This window comes from Acidovorax sp. AC410 (assembly GCF_979253235.1).
Genome location: NZ_CEEDCG010000001.1, coordinates 2,328,862 through 2,351,734, shown reverse-complemented (window position 1 = coordinate 2,351,734; position 22,873 = coordinate 2,328,862). Strand labels below are relative to the sequence as shown.

At 63.2% G+C, this 22,873-nt stretch carries 20 protein-coding genes and 5 tRNA genes; 6 read left to right on the top strand and 19 right to left on the bottom strand.

Features of this window, described 5'->3' with window-relative positions; translation table 11 throughout:
• Nucleotides 1-5: 5 nt before the first annotated feature.
• From rplL to AC0IZS_RS10920, 15 genes are all read right to left on the bottom strand, one after another.
• Nucleotides 6-380 (bottom strand): 50S ribosomal protein L7/L12, encoded by a 375-nt coding sequence (gene rplL, locus AC0IZS_RS10990; RefSeq protein ID WP_436132806.1) that lies wholly within the window; start codon nt 378-380, stop codon nt 6-8.
• Nucleotides 381-420: 40 nt separating this feature from the next.
• Complete coding sequence (gene rplJ / locus AC0IZS_RS10985; protein ID WP_056165010.1) at nt 421-945, bottom strand: 50S ribosomal protein L10; 525 nt, start codon at nt 943-945, stop codon at nt 421-423.
• Nucleotides 946-1,184: 239 nt separating this feature from the next.
• The gene (gene rplA, locus AC0IZS_RS10980; protein ID WP_057199792.1) at nt 1,185-1,880 is read right to left on the bottom strand and encodes a 50S ribosomal protein L1; all 696 of its coding nucleotides are present in this window, start codon (nt 1,878-1,880) and stop codon (nt 1,185-1,187) included.
• A 1-nt stretch (nt 1,881) separates the two neighbouring features.
• Complete coding sequence (rplK, locus tag AC0IZS_RS10975) at nt 1,882-2,313, bottom strand: 50S ribosomal protein L11 (RefSeq protein WP_322594129.1); 432 nt, start codon at nt 2,311-2,313, stop codon at nt 1,882-1,884.
• Nucleotides 2,314-2,434: 121 nt separating this feature from the next.
• Nucleotides 2,435-3,031, bottom strand: a complete 597-nt coding sequence (gene nusG, locus AC0IZS_RS10970) for a transcription termination/antitermination protein NusG (protein ID WP_007850053.1) — start codon at nt 3,029-3,031, stop codon at nt 2,435-2,437.
• A 4-nt stretch (nt 3,032-3,035) separates the two neighbouring features.
• Nucleotides 3,036-3,419 carry a preprotein translocase subunit SecE gene (secE, locus tag AC0IZS_RS10965; protein WP_471635651.1) on the bottom strand — a complete coding sequence of 128 codons (384 nt, stop codon included), beginning with the start codon at nt 3,417-3,419 and terminating at the stop codon, nt 3,036-3,038.
• A gap of 89 nt (nt 3,420-3,508) precedes the next feature.
• A tRNA-Trp gene (locus AC0IZS_RS10960) sits at nt 3,509-3,584 on the bottom strand.
• A 9-nt stretch (nt 3,585-3,593) separates the two neighbouring features.
• Nucleotides 3,594-4,784 (bottom strand): elongation factor Tu, encoded by a 1,191-nt coding sequence (tuf, locus tag AC0IZS_RS10955; protein WP_471635610.1) that lies wholly within the window; start codon nt 4,782-4,784, stop codon nt 3,594-3,596.
• Nucleotides 4,785-4,860: 76 nt separating this feature from the next.
• Nucleotides 4,861-4,935, bottom strand: a tRNA-Thr gene (locus AC0IZS_RS10950).
• Nucleotides 4,936-4,999: 64 nt separating this feature from the next.
• Nucleotides 5,000-5,073, bottom strand: a tRNA-Gly gene (locus AC0IZS_RS10945).
• 70 nt (nt 5,074-5,143) lie between these two features.
• A tRNA-Tyr gene (locus AC0IZS_RS10940) sits at nt 5,144-5,229 on the bottom strand.
• A 236-nt stretch (nt 5,230-5,465) separates the two neighbouring features.
• Nucleotides 5,466-5,723 (bottom strand): DUF6587 family protein, encoded by a 258-nt coding sequence (locus AC0IZS_RS10935; protein WP_471635650.1) that lies wholly within the window; start codon nt 5,721-5,723, stop codon nt 5,466-5,468.
• A 1-nt stretch (nt 5,724) separates the two neighbouring features.
• On the bottom strand, nt 5,725-7,620 hold the full coding sequence (gene feoB / locus AC0IZS_RS10930; protein WP_471635649.1) for a ferrous iron transport protein B: 1,896 nt from the start codon (nt 7,618-7,620) through the stop codon (nt 5,725-5,727).
• Nucleotides 7,617-7,859, bottom strand: a complete 243-nt coding sequence (locus AC0IZS_RS10925; RefSeq protein WP_471635648.1) for a FeoA family protein — start codon at nt 7,857-7,859, stop codon at nt 7,617-7,619. The genes feoB and AC0IZS_RS10925 overlap by 4 nt, the downstream gene beginning before the upstream one ends.
• Before the next feature lie 310 nt (nt 7,860-8,169).
• The gene (locus AC0IZS_RS10920; protein ID WP_471635647.1) at nt 8,170-8,511 is read right to left on the bottom strand and encodes a hypothetical protein; all 342 of its coding nucleotides are present in this window, start codon (nt 8,509-8,511) and stop codon (nt 8,170-8,172) included.
• A 591-nt stretch (nt 8,512-9,102) separates the two neighbouring features.
• Between AC0IZS_RS10920 and AC0IZS_RS10915 the strand changes: the two genes are divergently transcribed.
• A complete protein-coding gene (locus AC0IZS_RS10915; protein ID WP_471635646.1) occupies nt 9,103-10,161 on the top strand; it encodes a hypothetical protein in 1,059 nt (352 codons plus the stop codon).
• Nucleotides 10,162-10,213: 52 nt separating this feature from the next.
• Here the strand turns inward: AC0IZS_RS10915 and AC0IZS_RS10910 are convergent, their stop codons facing one another.
• Nucleotides 10,214-10,885, bottom strand: a complete 672-nt coding sequence (locus tag AC0IZS_RS10910; protein ID WP_471635645.1) for a recombinase family protein — start codon at nt 10,883-10,885, stop codon at nt 10,214-10,216.
• 107 nt (nt 10,886-10,992) lie between these two features.
• Between AC0IZS_RS10910 and AC0IZS_RS10905 the strand changes: the two genes are divergently transcribed.
• The gene (locus tag AC0IZS_RS10905) at nt 10,993-11,520 is read left to right on the top strand and encodes a hypothetical protein (RefSeq protein WP_471635644.1); all 528 of its coding nucleotides are present in this window, start codon (nt 10,993-10,995) and stop codon (nt 11,518-11,520) included.
• Between the two features lie 471 nt (nt 11,521-11,991).
• A complete protein-coding gene (locus AC0IZS_RS10900) occupies nt 11,992-12,849 on the top strand; it encodes a hypothetical protein (protein ID WP_471635643.1) in 858 nt (285 codons plus the stop codon).
• An 898-nt stretch (nt 12,850-13,747) separates the two neighbouring features.
• Here AC0IZS_RS10900 and AC0IZS_RS10895 read toward each other — a convergent pair.
• The 3 genes from AC0IZS_RS10895 to AC0IZS_RS10885 all read right to left on the bottom strand — a co-directional run bounded on the left by AC0IZS_RS10895 (nt 13,748) and on the right by AC0IZS_RS10885 (nt 16,734).
• Nucleotides 13,748-15,853 carry a DUF6538 domain-containing protein gene (locus AC0IZS_RS10895; RefSeq protein WP_471635642.1) on the bottom strand — a complete coding sequence of 702 codons (2,106 nt, stop codon included), beginning with the start codon at nt 15,851-15,853 and terminating at the stop codon, nt 13,748-13,750.
• 87 nt (nt 15,854-15,940) lie between these two features.
• Nucleotides 15,941-16,016, bottom strand: a tRNA-Arg gene (locus AC0IZS_RS10890).
• 67 nt (nt 16,017-16,083) lie between these two features.
• Nucleotides 16,084-16,734 (bottom strand): TetR family transcriptional regulator, encoded by a 651-nt coding sequence (locus tag AC0IZS_RS10885; protein ID WP_471635641.1) that lies wholly within the window; start codon nt 16,732-16,734, stop codon nt 16,084-16,086.
• Nucleotides 16,735-16,918: 184 nt separating this feature from the next.
• Between AC0IZS_RS10885 and AC0IZS_RS10880 the strand changes: the two genes are divergently transcribed.
• From AC0IZS_RS10880 to AC0IZS_RS10870, 3 genes are read left to right on the top strand one after another with little or no spacing between them, the layout of a single operon-like run.
• Nucleotides 16,919-18,196, top strand: coding sequence for an efflux RND transporter periplasmic adaptor subunit (locus tag AC0IZS_RS10880; protein WP_471635640.1), 1,278 nt, complete (start codon nt 16,919-16,921; stop codon nt 18,194-18,196).
• Nucleotides 18,197-18,205: 9 nt separating this feature from the next.
• Nucleotides 18,206-21,361 carry an efflux RND transporter permease subunit gene (locus AC0IZS_RS10875; protein ID WP_471635639.1) on the top strand — a complete coding sequence of 1,052 codons (3,156 nt, stop codon included), beginning with the start codon at nt 18,206-18,208 and terminating at the stop codon, nt 21,359-21,361.
• Nucleotides 21,354-22,784: an efflux transporter outer membrane subunit gene (locus AC0IZS_RS10870; RefSeq protein WP_471635638.1), complete on the top strand. Its 1,431-nt coding sequence runs from the start codon at nt 21,354-21,356 to the stop codon at nt 22,782-22,784. The genes AC0IZS_RS10875 and AC0IZS_RS10870 overlap by 8 nt, the downstream gene beginning before the upstream one ends.
• The last annotated feature ends 89 nt before the right edge of the window (nt 22,785-22,873 follow it).

Here is a 22,873-nt window from a genome sequence, read left to right as displayed (position 1 = left end):
CTGAATTACTTCAGTTCAGCCTTGGCACCGGCTTCCACCAGCTTCTTGACTGCTGCTTCGGCGTCGGCCTTGGCAATAGCTTCCTTGACGTTCTTTGGAGCGCCGTCCACCAGGTCCTTGGCTTCCTTGAGGCCCAGGCCGGTGATTTCGCGCACAGCCTTGATGACGGAAACCTTGTTGGCGCCAGCTTCGAGCAGCACCACGTTGAATTCCGTCTTCTCTTCGGCCACTGCAGCAGCGCCGCCGCCGCCGGCAGCAGGTGCAGCCATGGCTGCAGCGCTCACGCCAAACTTCTCTTCAATGGCCTTCACCAGGTCATTGAGTTCCAGAACCGTCATGCTGTCCAGAGCGGTCAAAAATGCGTCTTTATCGAATGCCATTTTTATTTCCTAACAATTTTGTTGGTTATCCATCGGGCCATCAGGCCGCGACAGGTTCGGCGGCCGTTTCGGCAGCGCCTTCGCCTTTTTTGGCCGCCAGCGCGCCCAGCACAACGGCCGTACGCGACATGGGGGACATAAGCAAGCCACAAATCTGAGCCAACAGGACTTCCTTGGAAGGAATGTTGGCCAGTTGCTTAACGCCGTTGACATCCAGGGCCTTGCCACCGAAAGCGCCACCGCGAATCACCAGCTTGTCGTTGGTCTTCGCGAAATCGGCCACCACCTTGGCGGCGGCCACAGCGTCTTCGGAGAAGCCGTAGATCAGCGGGCCGGTCATCTGGTCAGCCACCACGTCAAATGCGCTGCCTGCTACAGCACGGCGAGCCAGGGTGTTCTTCAGAACACTCAGGGTCACGCCCTTGCTGCGAGCATCAACACGCAGTTTGGTCATGTCGGCGACCGTGATGCCACGGTATTCCGCGATCACAAGCGTTTGAGCTTTAGCGGCGAGGCTGGTCACTTCACTGATGACCGCTTCTTTCTCACTGCGATTAAGACTCAAGGTCTACTCCTTAAAATGCGCACTCGGCGACTGCCTCGTGCACGCTCTTGTTGCAGCGACCAACTGTTCAGGAAAAATTTTCCATCTGCAGCGGGATCGCCATCTGCGTTGGCGTCTCTGTGTCTTTAAGCGCGACCGGATCGCGCACCAACGGTCTTGGATGGCCTGTGGCTACCGAAGCAGCCCCAGCCCACCACATCGGGCCTGCCCGTGAAGGCCGACCCGAAGATTTCTTGCAATTACGCTGCGATGGTCTGCGTATCCACGCGGACACCCAGGCCCATCGTGGAGGACACGGCCACCTTGCGCAGGTACACACCCTTGCTGGTTGCAGGCTTGGCCTTGGTCAGGGCTTCGATCAGTGCAGCCAGGTTGCCTTGCAGCTTGTCGTTGTCGAACGAGCGGCGGCCAATCGTGCTGTGTACGATACCGGCCTTGTCGACGCGGAACTGCACTTGACCAGCCTTGGCGTTCTTCACGGCCGTAGCGACGTCAGGCGTCACGGTGCCCACCTTGGGGTTGGGCATCAGGCCGCGCGGGCCCAGGATCTGGCCCAGCGTACCCACGACGCGCATGGCGTCAGGGGCGGCGATCACCACGTCGAAAGGCATGTCGCCGGCCTTGACCATGGCGGCCAGGTCGTCCATACCGACGATGTCGGCACCAGCAGCCTTGGCTTCTTCAGCCTTGGCGCCTTGGGCGAACACAGCCACGCGGGTCGTCTTGCCGGTACCGTTGGGCAGCACCACGGCGCCGCGAACCACCTGGTCGGACTTCTTGGCATCGATGCCAAGTTGAACGGCCACGTCGATGGATTCGTCGAACTTGGCCGTAGCGGCTTCCTTCACGATCACGACTGCATCGGCGAATGCGTACAGCTTGTTGCTGTCGACTTTGCCTTGCAGGGCTTTTTGCTTCTTGGTCAGCTTGGCCATCTTACAAACCCTCCACCGTCACGCCCATCGAGCGTGCAGAGCCAGCCAGCGTGCGCACAGCGGCGTCGACGTTGGCAGCGTTCATGTCCTTCATCTTGGTCTTGGCGATCTCTTCGAGCTGTTCGCGCGTGATCTTGCCGACCTTGGTCTTCAGCGGGTTTGCAGAACCCTTGTCGAGCTTGATGGCCTTCTTGATCAAAGTCGTCGCAGGCGGCGTCTTGATGATGAAGGTGAAGCTCTTGTCTGCGAAAGCCGTGATGACCACGGGCAATGGCAGGCCTGGCTCAACGCCCTGGGTCTGCGCATTGAATGCCTTGCAGAACTCCATGATGTTGAGGCCACGCTGACCCAGTGCTGGGCCGATGGGTGGGGATGGATTGGCCTTACCAGCTGGGACTTGCAGCTTGATAAAACCGACGATTTTTTTCGCCATGCTTTACTCCTTGCGGGTGATAACGCCTTGGCCATGTGGCCGCAGCTCCCCGGGGTTGACGACTCACGACACTTTCATCCGCACCGAGTCGAAAGGTGCGGCATCCAAAAAACTGACAGGGTCAGGTCTTCTCGACCTGGCCGAATTCGAGCTCCACCGGGGTGGAACGGCCGAAGATCATGACGGACACCCGCACACGGCTCTTCTCGTAGTTCACCTCTTCCACCGAACCATTGAAGTCGGTGAACGGACCTTCCTTGACGCGCACCAGCTCGCCCACCATGAACTCCACCTTGTGGCGGGGCTTTTCGGTGCCTTCCTGCATCTGGCTGACGATCTTCTGCACTTCGTCTTCCGAGATGGGGGCGGGGCGGTTCTTGGCGCCGCCCACGAAACCCGTGACCTTGTTGGTGTGCTTCACCAGGTGCCAGGTGTCGTCGTCCATGACCATTTCAACGAAGACGTAGCCAGGGAACAGGCGGCGCTCGGTGGTCTTGCGCTGGCCGTTCTTCATTTCCACCACTTCTTCGGTGGGAACGAGAATGCGACCGAACTTGGTCTCCATGCCCGAACGGCCGATGCGCTCCACGATGTTGCGCTCGACCGCTTTTTCCATGCCCGAGTAGGCATGGACGATGTACCAGCGCAGATCGGGATTGCCCGGCGTTGCAGGTGCCAGAGCCTCGGCTCCGGTGGTGTCCACAGGGGTGGTTGTCATGGCGTTACTTCCTCCAGCCCAAAACCAGGTCGTACAAAACCCATTCGAGGGTCTTGTCGGTGAACCACAGGAAGAGCGCCATGACGACGACGAACGCGAACACGTAGGCCGTCATCTGCAAGGTCTCCTTGCGGGTCGGCCAGACGACCTTCTTGACCTCGCGCCAGGCTTCGCGCGCAAACGCGACAAACTGCCGGCCTGGCTCGGACACCAGGAACACGGCAGCGGCAGCAACCAGTCCGACGATCAATGCGGCCCACTGGGCAATCGCACCCTGCTTGCTCAGCAGGTAAAAGCCAACGACCGATGCAATGACCAGCGCAGCCACAGCCGCGAGCTTGGCTTTGTCAGCGCCGGTATTGACGGTTTCAACCTGAGAAGTGGCCATGTGTATTGTTTCCTGCTCCGATTCGCGGCGTCGCCCAAGACGCCGAAGCCCGCCAGGGTCTGGCGGGCTTGTTGGGGGCCACATTCAAGTGGCAGGGGCAGTAGGAATCGAACCTACAACCTTTGGTTTTGGAGACCAACGCTCTGCCAATTGAGCTATACCCCTGTAACGCTATTAGGCGATGATCTTGGCCACGACGCCGGCGCCGACGGTACGGCCGCCTTCACGGATGGCGAAGCGCAGGCCTTCTTCCATGGCGATGGGGTTGATCAGCTTGACGGTGATCGACACGTTGTCGCCTGGCATGACCATTTCCTTGTCCGCTGGCAGCTCGATCGCGCCGGTGACGTCGGTCGTGCGGAAGTAGAACTGAGGACGGTAGTTGTTGAAGAACGGGGTGTGGCGGCCGCCTTCGTCCTTGCTCAGCACATACACTTCAGCCGTGAAGTGGGTGTGTGGCTTGATCGAGCCGGGCTTGCACAGCACTTGGCCGCGCTCCACGTCTTCACGCTTGGTGCCGCGCAGCAGCAGGCCAACGTTGTCGCCAGCCTGGCCTTGGTCCAGCAGCTTGCGGAACATTTCCACGCCGGTGCAGGTGGTCTTGACGGTGTCCTTGATGCCGACGATTTCGATTTCTTCGCCGACCTTGACAATGCCGCGCTCGATACGGCCGGTCACCACGGTGCCGCGGCCGGAGATCGAGAACACGTCTTCCACGGGCATCAGGAAGGCACCGTCCACAGCGCGCTCTGGCGTGGGGATGTAGTTGTCCAGGGCGTCGGCCAGCTTCATGATGGCTTCTTCACCCAGGGGACCCTTGTCGCCTTCCAGGGCCAGCTTGGCGGAGCCGCGCACGATGGGGGTGTCGTCGCCTGGGAAGTTGTACTTGTCCAGGAGTTCGCGCACTTCCATTTCGACGAGTTCGAGCAGCTCTTCGTCGTCGACCATGTCGCACTTGTTCAGGAACACGATGATGTAAGGCACGCCCACCTGGCGGGCCAGCAGGATGTGCTCGCGGGTCTGGGGCATGGGGCCGTCAGCGGCCGAGCACACCAGAATGGCGCCGTCCATCTGGGCAGCGCCGGTGATCATGTTCTTCACATAGTCGGCGTGGCCGGGGCAGTCCACGTGGGCGTAGTGGCGGTTGGCCGTTTCGTATTCCACGTGTGCGGTGTTGATCGTGATGCCGCGGGCCTTTTCTTCAGGTGCTGCGTCGATCTGGTCGTATGCCTTGGCTTCGCCGCCGAACTTGGCAGACAGCACCGTGGCGATGGCCGCCGTCAGGGTCGTCTTGCCGTGGTCCACGTGGCCGATCGTGCCCACGTTGACGTGAGGCTTCGTGCGCTCGAATTTACCTTTTGCCATTTTTCCGACTCCGAAAAAAATCTACAACTACACAACAAGGTTTCGGCGCAACCTGAAGCGGATGCACCAGAATTTTTGGTGCCCATGGCGGGAATCGGACCCGCGACCTCTCCCTTACCAAGGGAGTGCTCTACCACTGAGCCACATGGGCAATTGAAGCCGCTTTCACAGCATCAAAAGACTTCTACTTCTCAACCAACCAGCAAACCGAACAATGGAGCGGGAGACGGGAATCGAACCCGCGTCATTAGCTTGGAAGGCTAGGGTTCTACCATTGAACTACTCCCGCACTGCCAACTGGCCCTGCGACCCCAGCCCCACGAAGGGCCTGCCGCAACCTGCTTTCATTTTTCTTCTACTGGTGGAGGGGACTGGATTCGAACCAGTGTAGGCGTAAGCCAACAGATTTACAGTCTGCCCCCTTTAGCCACTCGGGCACCCCTCCGGAGAATTTCGAATTATAGCACTGAATTTTTGCACTTCGCAAAAGCTCATGCGGAAAAATTCCTGGCGCCACTTTTCATCCCGAACATTGCGCTGCGCCTCTTGCGATGGCTCCGGCGTTTTTGTCCGAGACTACGATTCTATGCCAGCCTGGAATGCCCTGGCGCCGCAGTCGTGCATGTCGAGCGCAAAAAAATGGGCGCCGGCATGCAAACACCACACTCCCGGGCAGCCATCTCACGGGCCGGAGCGCCGATGGATGCGGATGGCTTGCTCCTTGACAGCAGGGGTTCGCGCGTCGCAGCCATCGCAGCCGCAGCCCGCACTGGCGCGCAGGGCGACCCTGCCAAAATGGCGGGCCAGGAAACCGGGCAAGGGCAGCCGCAGAGCGGCCTTGGCCACAGCCCGGCGGACCACGGCCGGCGCCAGACTCCAGACCGCATATACGGCGCAGGCGGCCACGACCACCAGCACGACCAGCATCTGTCCGCCCATCTCAGCCCCCTCCCAGCACCAGGGCGATCCGGTAGGTCGCAAATGCGGCCGCATAGGCCAGCGCGAACTGGTAGCCGGCCATCAGCGCCGGGTAGCGCCAGGAATTGGTCTCGCGGCGCACCACGGCCAGTGTCGACAGGCACTGCGGCGCGAACACAAACCAGGCCAGCAGCGACAGCGCCGTGGCCAGCGACCAAGTCTGCGCGATCACAGGCGCCAGCGCATCGGCCACCGAATCGCCAGCGGCCGACAGCGCATACACCGTGCCCAGGGCCCCCACTGCCACCTCGCGCGCGGCCAGGCCGGGCACCAGGGCGATGGAAATCTGCCAGTTGAAGCCGATGGGCGCAAACACATGCTGCAGCGCCTGGCCCATCCAGCCCGCCGCGCTGTACTGGATGGCGGCTCCGGTGGCGCCCTCGGGGGGCGCCGGATAGCTCGACAGGAACCACAACACCACCGTCAACGCGAAGATGATGGTGCCCACGCGCACGATGAAGATGCGCGCGCGCTCCCACAGGCCCAGCAGCAGGTTGCGCGGGCTGGGCATGCGGTAGGGCGGCAGTTCCAGCATCAGTGGCTGGTAGCTGCTCTTCATCCATAGGCGCTTGAACAGCCAGGCCACGGCCATGGCCGACACCACGCCCGCCACGTACAGCGCGAAGAGCACCAGCCCGCGCAGATCGAACCAGCCCACCGGCGTGGCGGGGATGAAGGCGCCGATCAGCAGCGCATACACCGGCAGCCGGGCCGAGCAGGTCATCAGCGGCGCGATCATGATGGTGGCCAGCCGGTCCTTCCAGGGCCCGATGGTGCGCGTGGCCATGATGCCCGGCACCGCGCAGGCAAAGCTCGACAGCAGCGGGATGAAGGCACGGCCCGACAGCCCCACCTTGCCCATCAGCCGGTCCAGCAGGAAGGCTGCGCGCGGCAGGTAGCCCGAGTCTTCGAGCACCAGGATGAAGAAGAACAGGATGAGAATCTGCGGCAGGAACACCAACACCCCGCCCGCGCCCGCGATCACGCCATCGACCAACAGGCTGCGCAGCGGGCCGTCGGCCATGTTCTCGGTGATCCGGGTGGACAGCCAGGCCATCAGGTCCTTGATCGCATCCATGGGCAGGTTGGCCCACGAGAACACCGCTTGGAACATCAGGAACAGCAGCAGCGCCAGCACCGCCAGGCCCCACACCGGGTGCATCACGATGGCGTCGAGCCGGTTCTGCACCCGCTGGTTGCGCCCACCGGCGGGCGCCGCCGCCGCCAGGATGCGGCGCACCTCGCGCTGCAGGTCGCTCGCCGTGCCCGCAGCCTGCGCGGCCACAGGGGCCAGCACCGGGGCACCACCCGGCTGGCGGGTGAGTTGGGCAGCGATTTCCGCCATCAATGCGGCATGGCCGTCGCGCTTGACGGCCACCGTTTCCACCACCGGGCAGCCCAGTTCGGCGGACAGGCGTTGCACATCGATCCTGAGGCCCTGCGAGCGCGCCACGTCGGCCATGTTGAGGGCCAGGACCATGGGCCGGCCCAGGCGCCGCACCTCCAGCACCAGGCGCAGGTTCATGCGCAGGTTGGTCGCATCGACCACCGCCACGATCAGGTCGGGCACGGCCTCGCCCGCGCGCTGGCCTTCGATCACTTCCAGCGTCACCTGCTCGTCGGGCGTGGCCGGCGTCAGGCTGTAGGTGCCGGGCAGGTCGATCACCGCGGCGCTGCGTCCATCGCGCAACTGCGTGGTGCCGGTCTTGCGCTCCACCGTCACCCCCGCGTAGTTGGCCACCTTCTGGCGCGCGCCGGTCATCAGGTTGAACAGCGCCGTCTTGCCGCAGTTGGGGTTGCCCACCAGGGCCAGGCTGGGCAAGCTGCCGGCGGTGGAAGAAATCACCGGGCCCGTCATACCAGGCGTACCTCGATGCACTGGGCTTCCAGCATGCGCAACGCAAATTGCGTATCGCCGATCTGCACGGCGATGGGCTCTGCGCCGCCGGGGCCGCGGCGCAGCACGGTCAGCGGTTCGCCCTCCAGAAATCCGAGTTCACCCAGCCGGCGCAGCGCCGTGGCATCGATCAAGGGACTGGAGGCGACAACGCCCTCCACCACGGCCCGCGTGCCATCGGGAAGATCAGGTAGTTTCATGGGAACAGGGCGAGTGCCGGCCACGACACGCCATGCCGTGCAGCCGGGCCCGCCAAAAAATTGGACGAGAATTATTTGTATTTGGGGATATTAGACGCACCGAAGAGTTCGTGCTTGACCTGCATCGACTCAACACACCCCTCACCCGGCGTGCCCTCGCGGGTGGATGGAACCCGACGGTGCCGCCAAAGTTCCGCCAGCGCGCTGGCGACCGTTTGAATCCGACCCGGATGGACCCGCCAGGAGCCTGTCGGACTTGGAAATCGTCGGCTGCAAATCGCTTTCGACGCTCCAGGTCCGACAGACTCCTCTAGCGCCGGTCGTCCACCACGTTGAATTCAAAGCGAAACTGCACCGCCACCTTCTCCGGCAGCGTCACCACCAGCCGCGTTTCCTGCGGATGGAGAATCGTTCCGCCGTCGGCGACGATGACCCCCTGGCTCACGGTCAGGGTCTCGTCCTTGCTGGTCATGGTGCGCCGCGTGGCCTCCCAGCCGAACTGGCCCGGACGCAGTTTCTGGCGCTGGATCCATGCCCAGATGGCAACGATCTCTTCGTTGACCTCCGACTCCATCGCGCGCGGGGTCTGCGCCTGGCCGGAAAACTCGTAGCGGTCCTCGCGAAGGACCCATTTGAACAGCAGGTGCGGCATGGGAAGCAGTGGTCTGGGGGAACATCGGACCCACCGGCAGCAGCGACACAGCGCGGGTCCTGCAGGAAGGCATCAGCGGGGACGGGGGTGGGCGGCGAGAAGGGGACGAATCTTCCACGGAGTGCATGGCGCCTCCGTGGAGACCACGGATGGCAAGGAATGCACAGGTGCAGGCAAGGGCGCTCTCCGCAGCAATAGCAGCACGTGAGGGAGGGGCCCACCCACGCGGGGGACCCGATTCGTTCCAAAAGAAAGCGTTGGTGCGGCTGGCGGGGATCGAACCCAACTTCAGTTTTCCCCGTACATCGCGCAGACGAAGCCTTAATTTGACCACACTTTTGTAGCAGCCCGCACGCACAGCCCCTGGTTTGGACCCGTTAGAGCAAAGCGCGGCGTCTCGCTAGCCCCCCTACTTGATCAAGTTCTACGGTGCCATTTTCCACTAGTACGCCGCCGAGAATTGTGCACAATGTTACACGACCATCAATTTATGGAGGGCTTATGCATTTGGGAAGATTTCATGCAGTGGTTTATGACTTAGTTCAACACTTCAAAGATAACAAAGTTTTAGATATTTTAGGATCGGCCATTGTGTCCATCGACGCCTATGCATCCAGCCGATCCGAAAGCAACCTGGTTGAGTTCAAAAATCAGTTGGCCCAGCTCATTCGCGCCTCCGAAATTTCCGACGCAGACTTGCTGCAGCCATACGCAACTCAAGTCATAAAAGAAATTGGATTCGATAAATTTCTTGGAGCGTCCCTTAACTCGGAGATAGACAACATTGTCCGAGAATTCGGATTCGACATTACCGGCCTATCTGCAAGTCTGACAAAATTAAAAGATGAAATGCAAAGAAAGATAGGCCATCTGAATAAGATTGAAAACGCTTTTGAACACTTCGATGTCGAATTTCAACGAGTCCACAACAGCGAAGCTGAAGTTGGCTTTTTACTACCGCGGGAAGTTGTAGGTGACTCCCTTAAAGATTTGAGTCAAGAATTTGCCAAATTGAACAACTTGGCAAAGGCAATTAACGAATTGACTGGCGCAGAGGACTATGAGCCGAAGGTCGTCACCATCTCCTCCTCCTGGTGGCAGATCTTTTTAGACCTTGACCCAGCACAGATTGCCGTCTGGACTATGGCCATAGAGCGGATCATAGGGTTATTCAAAACAAATCTTGAAATCAAGCACCTCCAAGAACAACTTCGCAACAAGGACATTCCAGCAAACATCACAGATTTAATCGAAAAAGCAGTTCAAGAAAAGCTTTCTGCTGGAATATCAAAGATCGCGCAAGAAATCAGAATTGAGCATACCAAAATTTCCGACGAAAGCCGTGCAAACGAGCTTGAAACGCAGCTAAAAATGGGTCTTACATATTTGGCTAACAGGATTAGTCAAGGTGCCCAAGTCGAAATCAACGTGGCACTCCCACTGGATTTGAAAGAGGATCCCCCAGACGAGGCCAATCAGGAGAACGATGCTCTAAGGGCAAAGATCGAGGAAAGCAAGCATAAAATCGCGACGCTACGTAAGCTGCGTATTGCCGCGCAGACTGCATCTGCGGAAACTATTAAAATTAATAGTTCGATGGTGCCACTACAGATTGAAGATTCATCAAACCAATCGACACCAACAAATTAGTTTACAGATTTATATGACCGTCATGTTAAATTGCGAATGAGCTTTCATAGCATTAAGGCGCCGGGCTATTCAGACGATTCAGAACTCTCTGTAGTTGAATCTGAGACCATCTGCCCCCCAGTCTAGTCTTTACGCCAATCTGGTTTAACTCAGCCACCATCGAACGTTGGCTGAGGCCGCGTTGCGCCATTCCATCAACGACGCCCTCTAAATTCAGTGCGAATGCGTCGGCTTCTTGCTGTCGCTGCGCGATGTTGCGCTGAAGATTCCGCGACCCCGCTGCACCAAGCACAACTCCCCGCTTTTTCGCCATTGCCAACGCGTCTTTGGTTCGCTCGCTGATCCTTTTCGCCTCGTACTCCCCGAACGCTGCCATCAGATGCAGGGTGATGTCGTTCGCCTCCGGCAGGTCAGCGGCCATGAACTTCACCTTTGACTGCATCAGCCCGCTGACAAAGTGCACTGACCGCGCAAGACGGTCTAGTTTTGCTACCAATAGAACTGCGCCGAGCCGTCTACAGGCCGTTAGCGCTGCAGCCAGTTCTGGGCGATCCGCGTCGCTGGTCTTCCTGCCTGACTCCACTTCCACAAACTCGGCGCAGACCTCACCGCCACGAGCGCGCACGAATTGACCGACTGAGTCGCGCTGCGCCTCCAAGCCCAACCCAGAAACACCCTGGCGCTGAGTGCTCACCCGATAGTAGGTGACGAATTTCTCCTTCATGCTGCTCCTGACTACGCGAAAAAACGTTCGTTTAATGTGTAGTCATTCTATCTCAACTTAGTCACAATCGGATCATGAACAATTAAGATCAAGTTATAATCGCCAGCATGACAAACAATAAAAATTACACGTTGTCCACCCGCGCCGCCGCCGCCCTGCTGGCGACCCTAACCCGCGAGGGCACAGAAGAGCAATGGGTTGTCAGGCTGCGAAACTGGCGCAAGAGCGACCGGCTGCCCCCATTCACCTGGGACACCACGCTCGCACAACCTAAGTACGACCCCGACGAACTGACCAAATACGCCGCCAACCACATTCCCAGGAGCAGGGGCACGCAGCCCACCGACGACCTACCAACAGCCCATGCGACACGCGTGACCCTGGACGACGGCTCCCCGGCAGTGGCGCTCGAATGGCGCGACACAAGCAGCGCCGGCCGCTTGGTGCTCTCGTTGACGGCTGCAGGCTTGCTATCCGACCGACTTGCCCTTGCCATCGAAAGTGCGAAGACCGAACTGGAGCACCAGTTCCAGCAGGCCATGGAGATGGACGTGGCCGCATTGAGCGTCCGCAGCACTGCAAGCGACCAGGGAGGAGAACTGCCCACCCTGCAGGAAGCCCACCGCCAGCCCTAACGCCCATCAAGTACGACCTCGCTCTGGGCGCCCATGATCGCCGGCACTTATCAGCCAAAATAAAAGAAGAAGAAGAATATGGCTCATCTCCGCTCCTCCTCTGCAGTCACCTCCCGGTACCTGCGCACCCACGAAGCCGCGTTCGTCCTGAGCCGCGCGCTCGGCCTCTCCCGCTGCTGGCACCACCAGCTCATGATGTGGACACGACGCCGCGAAAGTGAAGGCCTATGCGGATCGCCCCTCAGGCTTAACGCAAGCGCCTATGCGGGGCGCCAGCCAATCTACCTCGGGTCCGAAATTGCTGACTTCATCCACGAGGTCTGGAAGCGATTTCCAGGCGAGTTCGTACCGCACACGGGGGCGTCGCCGCTAGGGGCTCTGTTTGCTGTGCCTGTTTTCGATCCGCGAGACACACTTGGAGCAGTGGGGGCACGCCTGCGCACGGCGGAGCCAGCAAGCGCCGGAAAGTAAATGACCCTTGAGAACTTCAGACTGCGCGCGGCCATTGACCGGGTGCACCTTGCGATAACGCTCGGTTCACCCACTCAGTTCCGTCACTTCAAGGCGCGCCTACCCGCAGGGTGGGTCACCAGCCGCATCGAGCCAGCCCCGGGCGAGAACCGTGCATCCTGCCGCATGTTCTCGTTCTGGCTTCAGGACCCGCCGCATCCGGAGGCCCTTGCACAGCAGTTCGCTCAGTCGATAGACCCCGAGTCGGTCAGGATCACCGGCATCGAAATTGCCCTGGACGCATGGCCTCGAACGAAGGCCGCGCACGATGACCTCGTGGCGGCGGCGCTCCACATGTTCCACCACCACGCCAGCCCATCAAGCGCCCTAGCGCGCGTCACCATGCCGGACAAGCGGGAGTGGGCACAAAACCTCGCGCACGCCGCCAACGCCCTCGGTGCAGGTCTCACTCTACGTGCAGGGCAGCGGGACTACGGAACCGGCGCTTACGTGAAGACTTACGACTCTCTCGCCGGGCAAGCAGCGCACCAGCCGCTGCCGGCAGCAGAGCACCGGGCCCGGTTCGAGATCACCCTGACTGGTTCGGCTTGCCCTTTCAACACGCTGCCGGAGTGGCAGTCATTCAACTTTGGCTCACTCGGAAGTCGCTTTGCCATGGTGAAGCCGTCACCATCCCGCCCGCCCGCGTCCGCCTTGCTCCGCATGATGCACTCGAAATTCCTCATCGCTCCGGGCCTTCCTGTCATGCCCGGCCCCCTACCTACGCGGCGCCGCACGAGACCCGGCAGCCAGCGGGACACCCCACTCAATCGCCGCATCCAGAAGGCCCTGGCACGGCTCAACGCCCCCTGTGGATAACCACGCTTCCTTGCACGAATCGAGACGCAGTTTTGCGCAACCTGGGCGTCCTCCTGCAGGAACGGTCAGGGGAAGACTGGGGCTCTCCTAAATACACATAGTCCCCACGCAGAGTGAGGTGGAGGGGCGTCGCACCCGGGCTGCCTGGAGACCTTGTACCCCCTATCTGGAATCGTCCCCGGCTTGAAGGCCTTCGCGAAGTTTTTTTGGTGGTTCCACGCACCCATAAGCACTTCGCTGATCTGAATGCCTTCGGGCTTGATCGAACATCGCTTTTTCCCCAAAGGTTCGATTTGCGCAAGCTCCTTGCCCGCGACCTGGGCACCCGCCACACAAGTAAAACGCAAGGCCTATGCGGCTGATCTGCCCCTAGCACAGATAAGGCAACAAACGCGCAAGCAGTAATTCATGAGGACGCAAGACGCCGACCATTTACGATCATCCTGCGCACGGACCTCCAGATCGCTTGCCAACTGCAGGCGGACCTACCGATCCGCGCCTCGCTCGGTCTCACATCGTTGGATGCCGCTCATGGTTGGACGTACTCCATGCCCGGGAGTACATTTAGTTCACACTGACTGAGGACAGCGAACTGTGTACACAACCCAATTGCAAAAGGTAGGCGACTCCATCATGGTCGCTGTCCCGAACTCGATGCTGATGCAACTGGGTGTCAGGCCCGAAGATTCGGTTGATCTACGCGTTGAGGCGGGCTGCTTGGTCATTGAGCCGATGCCTAAGCCACGGTATACCCTGAGCGAGCTGATTGCTGCTACCGGTCCTTCGCTGCCACTATCGGTAGAGGAGCAGGAGTGGTTAGCGTCACCTCCTGTGGGCCGTGAGCTGCTGTAGGGCACCCGGCCCGTATAGCCCGTATAGCCTAGCTAGGCTAGCTTGGCTAGCTAGTGGAGCTAGGGAAGGTAGCAGCGCTAGGTCGGCCCCTTGTTGAGCTGCGAGACCGCCAGAACTCGCCGACGTCCTCCCGGCCCTTCCTGTCCCCGTGCTTGCGCGCCAGCGCAGCGCGGATTGCCTCGATACCCCAAGCAATGTCAAACGGCGCCACCGCAGGCAGCTCCTCATAACGGGCGGCCCCCATCAGCGCGGCCATTTCCGTTTCACGCCCACGCAGGTACACCGTGCTGTTGATGTCTCGCTGCTCCGGGGGCAAGTCATGACCCATCATGCCGTATCGAGCGACCCGGGCGAGGGTGGGGTCGGCGTAGCCAAGCACAGAGTCCGGCACCCGGGTCAGTAGGTTGTTGAAGCCGTGCCTGAATGAGTGATAGACCAGCATGCCGTCGCGCGCCCAGCCCAACTCCTCGAACATTTGGGAAATCCGTCGCCCGCTGTCCTTCGCATATCGGGCATCAGTACGGGCGCAGGTCAGTTCGGGAAACACCCGCAGGAAGCCCTCAGCGCGGAGAGCATCGCAGTACAGCAGGAAGCCCGCCTCGACGAGGGCCGGGTGCACGGGCACCAGGCGCGTGCTCTGCGCGTTCTTGAGCGATTTGTCAGCGGTGGACTCGTTGATGTCCAAGCACCACACCCCGCCCGACTGACGAACATCTTCCAGGTACAGCTGGGATGCCTCCTTGATGCGCAGACCCGCATACATGCCGAGCAGGGGCAACCAGTACATGAAGGGGTCAAAGTGGGCCCAGCCACGTTCAACACGCCCGTGACCATCCCGGAACAGGGGCTGCGACAGGATCAACGTCAACTCCTGTTCGTTGAATGCCCTGCGGCCCTCCTCGTTCCCGCCCTCGCCGGCCGCCCTGCGGGTAGCGTCCGCAGCCCGCCGCACTTCCTTTGCCTCTGCCTTCGAGACCCCGGTCTCGCCCTTCAGGCCGTCTGCAGGATTGCTGCCGATGTACTTCTTCGAGGCCAGCCAGTTGAAGAACCGGTACAGCCAGTTCATGCGCTCCTGCTGCATGTCGGTAGACATCCTGGTGTAGCCCGGCAGCCGCTTCTCCAACTCGCTGATGGTGTCGCGCATGGTCGCGCGTCGAATGTCCTTCGTTAGGTGGTTGGCGCCGGCAGGCAGCGTCTTCAAGGGCCCGTCCCGGAATGCTCGCAGGGTGTCCCCGTCGATTTCCCCGAGGGTCAAGTCGCCCATAAACTCTGCAAACAGCAGCATGCCTGCATGTCGTTGCCGCTGCTCGGTCGCGGAGGCTAACGTCTTGGGCAGGCCGTCAGCATCACTGCAGTAGCGCCTCAACGCGTCAGAAAACGGTTTGGAGGTCCACAAGCCCGCCCCATGACGCGCTGGGGCTGTGGGGCTCGCCATCACCACAGCAACGCGCTCTGGTGGCACTGCGGCGACGGCAGCGCTCCTCAACGCATCGAGCTGCGCTGCTGGAACCTCCAGATCACCGACCGGGACCGGGGTTGTACGGTCGGGCACGAACAGCCACCCTGCACGAGACGGGCTGGCCAGGGAGACCACCTCGACCGCGGCCAGCGCCTCGCTGATGATTGCGCTTGCGACCTGGCTTGGGGAATCCAGCTGGAGTACCTGGCCGACGAAGTTGACTGGGGTGCTCCCTTCTGGCGCGGATGATGGGATCACGACCCCGCCCGACCTACCCATCTCGGGGTCTACAGCGTCCAGCAGAGCGCTGTCCACGTGGTACCCGGTACCCTCCCCTGCGCGAAGCCTGCAATGAAGCGCCAGCCGCCCGCTTGCCGCTGCGCGGAGCAGATCCAGCTGATCGAAGCCCAACAGCTCCACCGCGCGACGAAGGGGAACATAGCCCCCGGCAGCCAGCACCGCGCCGCCCACAATCAATTGCTGAAGCTGCGCGTCCTGCACCCGTCCACCCTCAAGAAGAAAAAGTTGGCGGCGCCAGGCCGCCAGCAAGGTCGAAGCGATCACCCGACCTTCATGCGGATCGCGCGTCCGGGTGGACTGCACGAACTCACGCCGCCCTGCTGCTGGTCGCAACCGCGCCGGCACGGCAAGCCTTGCCCACCAGACGCCACCGCGCCTGTACAACCCGTCCATAACCATGCACCTTTGTAGCAGTGCGATGTAGCGCCGGGCCCCAAAAGTACGAAGCCCCGAGACGTTTCCGTCTCAGGGCGTAAAACTTGGTGCGGCTGGCGGGGATCGAACCCACGACCCTTGGCTTCGGAGGCCAATACTCTATCCACTGAGCTACAGCCGCATGCGTGTAGCTCGGCATTATCGCATGCAGCACGCGCCCTGCGGCGCAAGCGGCCCCCGCCCACCGCTCACTGGCGGTCCACGGCTGGCGCCGGGGCCCCGAGCCGCAGGCCCAGGCCGGAGATGAAAGCATCGGTGGACACCCGGCCGATACCGGCGAGGTCGAACACACCGTTGGACAGGATCCAGTTCTGGATCAGGCCGTCGAACAGGGCATGCAGACCCACGGCGGCACCCATGGGCGGCACCGGCATGGTCACGCGCTGGGCCCGGGCGGCCAGCTCGAAATCGCGTGCCAGTTGGCGCGTGAATCCGTCGCTGGCGGCGAGGTGGCGCTCGCGCACGGCCACCAGTTCCCCCACGTACTCCACCTTGTGCATGGCGATCTCGAACACCCGGCGGGTGTGCTCATCCGAGGCCACGCTCTCCAGCACCAGGGCCATCACGGCACGCAGGCGCTGCAGCGGATCCAGGTCGGCACTGGCCTCGAACTCGCCGTAGCCCTGCTCCAGCGGCAGGGTCACCCGGTCCATCATGGCATTGAAGAGATCGACCTTGTCCTTGAAGTGCCAGTAAATCGCCCCCCGCGTCGTGCCCGCGGCCAGGGCAATGTCGCTCAGCGATGCCCGGGAGACGCCCTTGTCGTAGAACACCTTCTCTGCCGCATCGATCAGGCCGTTGCGCGTGGCAATCGCGTCCTCTTTGGTTCTGCGCACCATGGGTACAGCCTCTCATTCATTGCAAATTCACAGGCGGCCGGGCCGGGCGCCGGGCTCTATTATACATCCATGGTTGTATGTATAATTGTCCGTCTATTGGTAGAAACTCCTATTCGCCGACGCAAACCGCTGCTCGGCGATGCCTGCCGCGAACACCCCGTTGACGCCCAACACAAGGACTCCCATGCCTCGCCTGCGTGACCCATCCACCCGCATTGCGCGCATCCCGGCCCTGAAGCGAATGCTGCCAGTGGCCGCTCTGTGCACCCTTACCGTCTTTCTGGCCGCGTGCGGCAAGTCCGATGCCCCGGCAGCGGCCGGCGGCGCCCCCAAGATGCCTCCCGTCGAAGTGGGCGTGGTGGTTGCCACCCCGGGCGACGTGGGGCTGGTCACCGAGCTGCCCGGCCGGGTGGAAGCCTCGCGCGTGGCCCAGGTGCGTGCCCGCGCCGCCGGCATCCTGCTGCAGCGCCAGTTCCGCGAAGGCAGCGACGTGAAGGCGGGTCAGCCGTTGTTCCGCATCGACCCGGCCACATACGCGGCGGCGGCAGACAGCGCCAAGGCCAGCCTGGCCAAGGCCGAGGCCAACCTGGCCCAGGCCACGGCCACGGTGGAGCGCTACCGCCCCCTGGTGGCTGCCAACGCCATCAGCAAGCAGGACTTCGTGAACGCCGAGGCCGCCCAGAAGCAGGCCCAGGCTGACGTGGAAGCCGGCCGCGCGGCCACGCGCACGGCGGGCATCAACCTCGGCTACGCCAGCGTGACGGCCCCCATCTCCGGGCGCATCGGCCGCGCCCTGGTGACCGAAGGCGCGCTGGTGGGCCAGGGCGAAGCCACACCCCTGGCAATCATCCAGCAGATCGACCCGGTGTACGTGAACTTCACCCAGTCGGCCAGCGACGTGTTCGCGCTGCGCCGTGCCATGGAAAGCGGCCAGTTCAAGCGTGCCAGCGGCGATGCCGCCAGTGTCAAACTGCTGCTGGGCGATGGCTCGGTGTACGCCCACCCCGGCAAGCTGCTGTTCTCGGACCTGTCGGTCGATGCATCGACGGGACAGGTCACGCTGCGCGCCGAAGTGCCCAACCCCAAGGGCGAACTGCTGCCCGGCCTGTACCTGCGCGTGCAGATCGAGCAGGCGGAGGTCAGCAACGCCATCACCCTGCCCCAACAGGCGGTGACGCGCACCCAGCAGGGTGACACGGTGAGCGTGGTGGGTGACGACGGCAAGATCAGCCCGCGCAGCGTGAAGATCAGCGCCGCGCAGAACAACCGCTGGGTGGTGCTCGACGGCCTCAAAGCCGGCGAGAAGGTCATGGTCGACGGCTTCCAGAAGCTGCAGATGCTGCCCCCGGGCACGCCCGTGAAACCCGTTCCATGGCAGGCGGCAGGTACCGCGCCTGCTGCGCCACCTGCCGCAGCGGCGGCCTCGGGCGCCGCGCCCGCCGCCTCCGCATCGAAGCCATAAGGGGCATCCATGGCCAAGTTCTTTATCGACCGCCCGATCTTCGCGTGGGTGATCGCACTGTTCATCATGGTGATGGGCGGGGTGGCGATCACGCAGTTGCCGATCGCGCAATACCCGCCGGTGGCGCCTCCCGCCATCGTCATCAACGCCGCCTACCCCGGCGCCTCTGCGCAGACGCTGGAGGACAGCGTGCTGTCCGTCATCGAACGCGAGATGAACGGCTCGCCCGGCCTGATCTACATGGAATCGGTGGCCCAGGCCGATGGCTCGGGCAGCATCACGCTGAGCTTCCAGCCCGGCACCAATGCCGAGCTGGCGCAGGTGGACGTGCAGAACCGCCTCTCGCGCGCCTCGCCACGGCTGCCCTCGGCCGTGACGCAGCAGGGCGTGCGCGTGGACAAGTCGCGCTCCAACTTCCTGCTGTTCACGATGCTCTCGTCGACCAACCCGAAGATGGACACCGTGGCCCTGGGCGACTACGCCTCGCGCAACATCGTGCCCGAACTGCAGCGCCTCCCTGGCATCGGCCAGGCGCAGCTGTTCGGTACCGAGCGCTCGATGCGCATCTGGATCGACCCGGCCAAGATGGTCAGCTTCAACCTGTCGTCGGCGGAGATCACCGCGGCCATCCGGGCGCAGAACGCCCAGGTGGCCAGCGGCACCATCGGTGACCTGCCCAACGTGGCCGGCCAGGGCATCGCCGCCACGGTGGTGGTCAACGGCCAGCTGTCCAGTGTCGAGCAGTTTGGCAACATCGTGCTGCGCGCCAACACGGACGGATCCACCGTGCGCCTCAAGGACGTGGCGCGCGTGGAACTCGGTGGCCAGGCCTACTCCACTTCGGCACGCCTGAACGGCAAGCCGGCCGTCGGTATCGGCGTGCAGCTGTCCCCCAGCGGCAATGCGCTGGAGGCCGCCAAGGCCGTGCGCACCAAGATGGGCGAGCTGTCCCGTTTCTTCCCCGAAGGCACGGAATGGAGCATTCCCTACGACAGCTCGCGCTTCGTGGACATCTCCATCACCCAGGTGGCCATCACCCTGCTGGAGGCCGTGGCCCTGGTGTTCCTGGTGATGTTCCTGTTCCTGCAGAACTGGCGCTACACCATCATCCCGACCATTGTGGTGCCGATCGCCCTCTTGGGCACCTTCGCCACGCTGCTGGCGCTGGGCTTCTCGATCAACGTGCTGACCATGTTCGGCATGGTGCTGGTGATCGGTATCGTCGTGGACGATGCCATCGTGGTGGTGGAGAACGTCGAGCGCATCATGAGCGAGGAAGGCCTGCCGCCGCTGGAAGCCACCCGCAAGGCCATGCGCCAGATCTCGGGCGCCATCATCGGCGTGACCGTGGTGCTGATCTCGGTGTTCGTGCCACTGGCCTTCTTCTCGGGCTCCACCGGTAACATCTTCCGCCAGTTCTCGGCGGTGATGGTCGCGTCCATCGGCTTCTCGGCCTTCATGGCGCTGTCGCTCACGCCGGCCCTGTGCGCCACGCTGCTCAAGCCGGTGGAAGCCGGTCACCACCATGAAAAGAGCGGCTTCTTCGGCTGGTTCAACCGCGGCTTCTCGCGCACTGCCAAGGGCTACGAAGGCATGGTCTCGCGCATGCTCCGCAAGGCCGCGCGCTACCTCGTCATCTACGCCGCCATCATCGGTGCCGTGGTGGTGGTCTACATGCGCGTGCCCACCTCGTTCCTGCCCGGTGAAGACCAGGGCAACATCATCGTCAACGTGCAGTTGCCGCCCGGGGCCACCCAGGAGCGCACGCTGGCCGTGATGCAGCAGGTCGAGGAGTTCATCCTCAAGCAGCCCGAGGTGCAGAGCATGGTCGGTGTGCTGGGTTTCAGCTTCTCCGGCCAGGGCCAGAACGCAGCACTCGCCTTCGTGACCCTGAAGGACTGGAAAGAGCGCCACGCCCCAGGCCAGTCGGCCCAGGACGTGGCAGGCCGCGCCTTTGGCGGGTTGATGGGCATCCGCGATGCCTTCATCTACCCCTTGAGCCCGCCGCCCATCCCCGAGCTGGGCAACGCCAGCGGCTTCTCGTTCCGCCTGCAGGACCGCAGCGGTGCCGGGCACGAGGCACTGGTCAACGCCCGCAACCAGTTGCTGGGCATGGCCTCGCAGAGCAAAGTGATCACCCAGGTGCGCCCCGACGGCCTGGAAGACGCGCCGCAGCTGCAGATCGACATCGACCGCGACAAGGCCAACGCCCTGGGCGTGTCTTTCGACGCGATCAACTCGACGCTGTCAACGGCCCTTGGCTCCACCTACGTGAACGACTTCCCGAACCAGGGCCGTCTGCAGCGCGTGGTGGTACAGGCCGATGCGCCCGCGCGCATGCAGCCCGACGACCTGCTCAAGCTCAACGCCAGCAACAGCCAGGGCAAGCCCGTGCCGCTGTCGGCCTTTGCCAGCACGCGCTGGGTCAAGGGGGCGCAGCAGACCGTGCGCTACAACGGCTACCCTGCCGTGCGCATCTCGGGCTCACCCGCTCCCGGCATGAGCACCGGCGCCGCCATGGCCGAGATGGAAAAGCTCGCCGCCCAGCTGCCCCCCGGGTTCGGCTACGAATGGACCGGCATGTCGCGCGAGGAAAAGCTCGCCGGCTCGCAATCGCTGATCCTGTACAGCTTTGCCATCCTGGCGGTGTTCCTGTGCCTGGCCGCGCTGTACGAGAGCTGGTCGATCCCGCTGGCCGTGATCCTGGTGGTGCCGCTGGGCGTGCTGGGCGTGCTGCTGGCCACCCTGCTGCGCGGTTATGCCAACGACGTGTACTTCCAGGTGGGGCTGATCACCATCATCGGCCTGTCCGCGAAGAACGCCATCCTGATCATCGAGTTCGCCAAGGACCTGCAGGCCCAGGGCAAGGGCGTGATCGAGTCGGCCCTGGCCGCCGCCCACCTGCGCTTTCGCCCGATCGTCATGACCTCGCTGGCCTTTGGCCTGGGCGTACTGCCCCTGGCCATTGCCTCGGGCGCAGGCTCGGCCAGCCAGCGCGCCATCGGCACCGGCGTGCTCGGCGGCATGATCACCGGCACGGCGCTGGCCGTGTTCTTCGTGCCCGTGTTCTTCGTGGTGGTGCGCAGTCTGTTCAAGGGCAGCGCGCGCCAGCAGGAGATGAACCGCCGCCACGCAGAAGAAGCAGGAGTTGGAACCCATGATTGACCGCCGTACCCCCCTGGCCCTGGCCGCAGCCGCCGCGCTGCTGCTCTCCGGCTGCTCTTTCATCCCCACGTACGAGCGCCCTGCGGCGCCCGTACCCGGCACCTACGCCGCGGGCGCGGCCACGCCTGCCGGCGCCGCCACCGCGGCCGCCGTGCCCTGGAAGGACTACTTCGCCGATCCGCGCCTGCAGACCCTGATCGGCGCGGCGCTGGCCAACAACCGCGACCTGCGCGTGGCCGCGCTCAACATCGAGCAGGCGCGTGCGCAGTTCCAGATCCGCCGTGCCGACCAGTTCCCCAGCGTGGGCCTGGGCGCCAACGCCAGCCGGGGGCCCTCGGCCTCCAATGGCGACCTGACCAACTCGTTCAGCGTGGGCCTGGCCCTCTCGGCCTGGGAGATCGACTTCTTCGGCCGCATCGCCAGCCTCAAGGAGCAGGCGCTGGCGCAGTACCTGGCCAGCGAGGAAGGCCGCAATGCGGCCCAGGTCAGCCTGGTGGCCGCCGTGGCCAATGGCTGGCTCACACTGCTGGCCGACGAAGAGCTGCTCAAGCTCTCGCGCCGCACGCTGACCTCGCGCGAGGAGTCGGTGCGCCTTACGCGCCTGCGCCTGGATGCCGGCGTGGCCTCGGAACTCGACTTCCGCCAGGCCGAATCGCTGACGCAGGCAGCGCGCGCCACCCTGGCGCAGCAGCAGCGCCAGCGCGCGCTGGACGAAAACGCGCTGGCCCTGCTGCTGGGCCAGCCGGTGCCCGCCGACGTCCTGGCCAGCCTGGCCGGTAGCACGCTGGCCAATGCGCCGGCCATGGCCGCTTTGCCTGCGGGCCTGCCTTCGGAGCTGCTCACGCAGCGCCCCGACATCCGCCAGGCCGAGCAGCAGTTGATCGCCGCCAATGCCAACATCGGCGCCGCACGCGCCGCGTTCTTCCCGCGCATCTCGCTGACGGCGCAGGCCGGCACGGCCAGCGGTGAGCTGTCGGGACTGTTCAAGAGCGGCTCCTGGGGCTTCACCATCGCGCCCTCGCTGCTGCTGCCGATCTTCGACGCGGGCCGCAACCAGGCCAACCTGCAGAGTTCGCAGGCCTCACGCAGCATCGCCGTGGCGCAGTACGAGAAGGCCATCCAGACGGCGTTCCGCGAGGTGTCCGACGCACTGGCCGGCCAGTCCACCCTGGCCGAGCAGTCTGAGGCCCAGCAGCGCCAGGCCGAAGCCGAGGAGGCCCGCCTGCGCCTGGCCGACCTGCGCTACCGCAACGGCGTGTCCAGCTACCTGGACCTGCTGGATGCCGAGCGCTCCCTGTTCACCACCCAGCAAGGTGTGGTGCAGGTGCGACTGGCCCAGCTGCAAAACCAGGTGGTGCTGTACAAGGCCCTGGGTGGCGGCGGCACGGCCGAACCCGCAGCCCCGGCGGCTGCGGGCTCCTGAACCCTCCGGGCGGCCCCTGCCGCGGTGTGCCGCCCGGAAATGTTTTCTCTGCCTTTCGGCACGCACGTCGCCCGTGCTGCAAGGGCCGG